The 4,262-nt window shown below is 72.1% G+C and carries 6 protein-coding genes; all 6 read right to left on the bottom strand.

All coding sequences use genetic code 11. The features are described 5' to 3' along the window. A partial coding sequence (locus AB0M52_RS31370) for a glycosyltransferase (protein WP_363961195.1) occupies window positions 1-847 on the bottom strand: 847 nt, incomplete at its 3' end. 73 nt (window positions 848-920) lie between these two features. Then, window positions 921-1,667, bottom strand: coding sequence for an MBL fold metallo-hydrolase (locus AB0M52_RS31365; RefSeq protein WP_363961193.1), 747 nt, complete (start codon window positions 1,665-1,667; stop codon window positions 921-923). A gap of 266 nt (window positions 1,668-1,933) precedes the next feature. Beyond that, window positions 1,934-2,899: a pyridoxal-phosphate dependent enzyme gene (locus tag AB0M52_RS31360; RefSeq protein WP_111214999.1), complete on the bottom strand. Its 966-nt coding sequence runs from the start codon at window positions 2,897-2,899 to the stop codon at window positions 1,934-1,936. A 10-nt stretch (window positions 2,900-2,909) separates the two neighbouring features. Continuing rightward, window positions 2,910-3,245, bottom strand: coding sequence for a MoaD family protein (locus AB0M52_RS31355; protein ID WP_363961191.1), 336 nt, complete (start codon window positions 3,243-3,245; stop codon window positions 2,910-2,912). Between the two features lie 62 nt (window positions 3,246-3,307). Then, entirely contained in the window at window positions 3,308-3,796 is a 489-nt protein-coding gene (locus tag AB0M52_RS31350) for a M67 family metallopeptidase (protein WP_363961189.1), read from the bottom strand. Window positions 3,797-3,850: 54 nt separating this feature from the next. Then, on the bottom strand, window positions 3,851-4,262 hold a 412-nt coding region (locus AB0M52_RS31345), incomplete at its 5' end, for a DUF2017 family protein (protein WP_363961187.1).

Genomic DNA, 4,262 nt, shown 5'->3' with positions numbered 1-4,262 from the left:
GGCCGAAGGTCTCGTGCGGTCCGGTGTGCACGAACACGTCGAGGCTGGCGTAGAGGCGGGCCAGGTCCTCGCCGTGCCGTACGCCGAGGAGCTGGGCCTGCGGCACCGCCCGGGCCACCTGCCGGCTGGCCGGCCCGTCGCCGACCACCACGACCCGGACGCCGGGCAGTTGGGCGGTGGCGGCCAGCAGGTCGACCCGCTTCTCCGGGGCGAGCCGGCCGACGTAGCCCACCAGCAGTTCGCCGTCGGGGGCGAGTGCCCGGCGCAGGCTCGGGCAGCGCTTGTCGGGGTGGAAGCGTTCGGCGTCGACGCCGCGGCGCCACAGCCAGACCCGCTGCACGCCGTGGGCGACCAGATCGGCGGCGGCACGGGTGGAGGGGGCCAGGGTGCGTCGCGCCGAGTTGTGGATCTCCCGCAGCCGCCGCCAGGCCGCCGCCTCGCCCCAGCCGACCCGGTACGCGCGGGCGTACGCGGCGACGTCGGTCTGGTAGACCGCGACGGTGGGCAGCCGGTGCCGGTCGGCCAGCACGGCGGCCCGCGCGCCGAGGATGAACGGACTGGCCAGGTGGACGATGTCGGGCTGGTGTTCCAGCAGCACCCCGGCCAGCCGGTTGTTGGTCGGCACGCCGAGCCGGAAGCCCTGGTAGCGCGGCAGCGGCACGCTCGGGATGCGGACCACCGGGTAGGGGAACCGATCGGTGTCCCGCCGGTGCGCCCCGGGCGGGGCCGGCGCGATGACCAACGGCTGGTGGCCGCGGGCGACGAGATGCTCGGCGGCCCGCACGACCGAGTGCGCGACACCGTTGACGTCCGGTGGGAACGACTCGGTCACGATGGCGATCCGCATGCCCCCACCGTGCTGGTCACAGCGAAGATTCAGGAAACGCCCGGCTGACCGGCCGGCGAACAGTACTGGCTGGTCAGATGTCGTAGCTGGCGCCGGGGCGGACCACTTCCAGCGGGCCGGCGTACGCGGCGGAGGCGGCGGCGACGGTGTGCGCCTCGCTGCCCCAGGCGGCCACCAGGTGGGTCAGCAGCAGCCGCCCGACGTTGGCCTTGGCCGCCGCCTCGCCGGCCTCCCGACCGGTGAGGTGAAGGTCCGGCGGGTTGTCGACGCCGTCGAGGTAGCTGGCCTCGCAGAGGAAGGCGTCGGCGTTGTGGGCCAGGCGCAGCAGCGCCTCGCAGGGGGCGGTGTCCGAGGAGTAGCAGAGCGCGCGGCCGGCGTGCTCCAGCCGGACGCCGTAGGTCTCCACCGGATGCAGCACCCGGTCGACGGTGACGCTGAACGGGCCGATCGGGAAGGTGCCGGGTTGCAGCGCGTAGAACTGGTAGACGTCCTCGACCGTGCTGTCCTCCTGCCCGTACGCGGCGGCCAGCCGGTCCGGGGCTCCGGCTGGGGCGTAGACCGGCAACGGCGGGTACGGGCCGTCCGGGGCGTACCGCCGCACCACCACGTACGACGCGGCGTCGAGGATGTGGTCGCAGTGCAGGTGGGTCAGCAGGATGGCGTCCGGGGCGTGCAGCCCGGCGTAGCGCTGGAGGGTGGACAGCGAGCCCGGGCCGAAGTCGACCAGGAGCCGGAAGTCCTCGGCCTCGACCAGATATGCCGAGCAGGGGGACTCGGGTCCGGGGAAGCTGCCCGCACAGCCCAGGACGGTCAGTCGCATCGAGTTGTCTCGCTGTCACGGTAGGTAGTAATCGTGCCGGCCGCCGCTCCGGCGGTGATCACTACCGACGCGTACGCCACGCTGCGCAGCCTACGCCCGCCTGCGCAGAGGCAAGAATGATCTGCTGGAAGTTGTCATCAACGTGACACCCGGTTCGGCCGTCCGATCGACTCGGAGTTGCCGGAGTGGCCGGTCCGGGCGGACCGACGCGACGAGGGCCACCGGCGACGTGCCGGTGGCCCTCGTGATGTCGCTCGCCAAAGTGGTCAGGCCCAGAGCTGACCCTCCAGGGCGTCCTCCGCGTCGGCGAGGGTGCCGCCGTACGCCCCGGTGCTGAGGTACTTCCAGCCGCCGTCGCTGACCACGAACGCCACGTCGGCGCGGCGGCCGTCGCGCACCGCCTCGTGCGCCACGGCGAGCGCCGCGTGCAGGACCGCCCCGGTGGAGAAGCCGACGAAGAGGCCCTCCACCTCCACCAGCTGCCGGGTACGCAGCACCGCGTCGCGGGTGCCCACCGAGAACCGCCGGTTGAGCACGGTCGCGTCGTACAGCTCCGGGACGTATCCCTCGTCGATGTTGCGCAGGCCGTAGACCAGCTCGCCGTACCGCGGCTCGGCGGCGATGATCTGGATGCCCTCGACCTTCTCGCGCAGGTATCGTCCGGTGCCCATGAGGGTGCCGGTGGTGCCCAGCCCGGCCACGAAGTGGGTGATCGTCGGCAGGTCGTGCAGCAGCTCGGGGCCGGTCGTCTCGTAGTGCGCCCGGGCGTTCGCCTCGTTGCCGTACTGGAAGAGCATCACCCAGTCCGGGTGCTCGGTGGCGATCTGCTTGGCGGTGGCGACCGCCTGGTTGGAGCCACCGGCCGCCGGCGAGAAGATGATCTCCGCGCCGTACATCCGGAGCAGCTGCACCCGCTCGGTGGAGACGTTCTCCGGCATCACGCAGACCAGGCGGTAGCCGCGCAGCTTGGCCACCATGGCCAGGGAGATGCCGGTGTTGCCGCTGGTCGGCTCCAGGATGGTGTCGCCCGGTCGGAGCCGGCCGGCCGCCTCGGCGGCCCGGACCATGAACAGGGCGGCTCGGTCCTTGATGCTGCCGGTCGGGTTGCGGTCCTCGAGCTTCGCCCACAGCCGCACCGGCGGCGCCCCGTCGGGCACCGTCGGCGACAGTCGGGGCAGCCCCACCAGGGGGGTCCCGCCACAGGCGTCCAGCAGGCTTTCGTACCGCGCCATCGCGGCCGCCTCAGCTCGCGGCGACGGGCGCGGTGTGCTGCGCGAACGCCGCGGCGGCGGCGAAGCCGAACGCGCCGCCGGCCACGGCGGGCAGGATGGTGACGCTGTCGCCGTCGGACAGCTTGGCGTCCAGCGCGCCGAGGAAGCGCACGTCCTCGTCGTTGACGTAGACGTTGACGAAGCGGTGCAGCGCGCCGGCCTCGGTGACCAGCCGCCCGCGCAGCCCGGCGTGCCGGGAGTCCAGGTCGGTGAGCAGGTCGTCCAGGGTGTCGCCGCCGCCCTCGACGACCTTCGCGCCGCCGGTGTAGCTGCGCAGGATGGTGGGGATGCGAACCTCGATGGCCATGGTGTCGTACTCCTCGATCGGGTGTGCTCGGTGACGGGAAAGGGTGTGCGGGGCTGAGAAGGTCAGCGACCCGAACACTCGTAGTCGACCGTCGCCGGGCTCTGCCCGAACATGTAGGACTGCACGGCGTGCGGATCCACCCCGGCGTCGAGGATTCGTACCGGCTCCTCGGTCACCACCCCGTCCACGATGCGGAAGGAGCGGATCTCCTCCGTGTCGGGCTCGCGGGTGGAGACGAGCAGGTAGTGCGCGCCCGGCTCACCGGCGAAGGAGACGTCCGTACGCGACGGGAATGCCTCGGTGGCGGTGTGCGAGTGGTAGATGACGACGGGCTCCTCGTCCCGGTCGTCCATCTCACGCCACACCCGCAGCTGTTCCATCGAGTCGAACTCGTAGAACGTCATCGAGCGGGCGGCGTTCTCCATCGGGATGTGCCGGGTCGGGGCGTCGCTGCCGACGGGACCGGCGACCACACCACAGGCCTCGTCGGGGTGATCCCGACGGGCGTGGGCGACGATCGCGTCGACGATCGACCGGTCGATGCTCAGCACGCCGCCAAGCCTAGCGCCCAGCGGCGGCCAACCGCGAGGCGGCGGTGGTCACACTCAGTCGATCAAGGCGTTGAGCAGGGATTCCTGGAGATAGCCCAGATAGGCGTAGACCGAAAGCTGGAACACCCGGCTGGAGGTCGGGTCCTCGGCGACCGCGTCGTCGAGCTCCACACCCAGATCCGTCCCGTCCTTGATCTCCAGCCGTACGCCCATCGCCAGCCGGGCGTCGTTGAGCGCCCGCAGCCACGCCTCGGCGGCCTCGGCGTCCAGCCGTACCTCCCCGCTGCCGTCGCCGGGCAGCGCGGCCAGGATCGCCCCGGCCTGGTCGATCTTGGAGGTCTTCAGATCGCCCTCGGTGTACCGGCGGAACTCCGCGGTCCCCGGCGCATCGTCCGGGTAGACCTCGGGGAAGAGCCGGCAGACCACCGGGTCGGCGTGGTCGAATCCGTCGGTGAGCAGGCCGACC

The organism is Micromonospora sp. NPDC051296, assembly GCF_040682255.1.
GTDB classification, from domain to species: Bacteria; Actinomycetota; Actinomycetes; order Mycobacteriales; family Micromonosporaceae; genus Micromonospora; species Micromonospora craterilacus.
Note: the sequence above shows the minus strand (reverse complement) of the source record. Positions and strands in the feature narration are given on the sequence as shown.

Bases quoted from the DNA above. Each gene is read 5' to 3' on its own strand.
- AB0M52_RS31365 (WP_363961193.1), bottom strand. From the start codon at position 1,667: ATGCGACTGACCGTCCTGGGCTGTGCGGGCAGCTTCCCCGGACCCGAG.
- AB0M52_RS31360 (WP_111214999.1), bottom strand. From the start codon at position 2,899: ATGGCGCGGTACGAAAGCCTGCTGGACGCCTGTGGCGGGACCCCCCTG.
- AB0M52_RS31355 (WP_363961191.1), bottom strand. From the start codon at position 3,245: ATGGCCATCGAGGTTCGCATCCCCACCATCCTGCGCAGCTACACCGGC.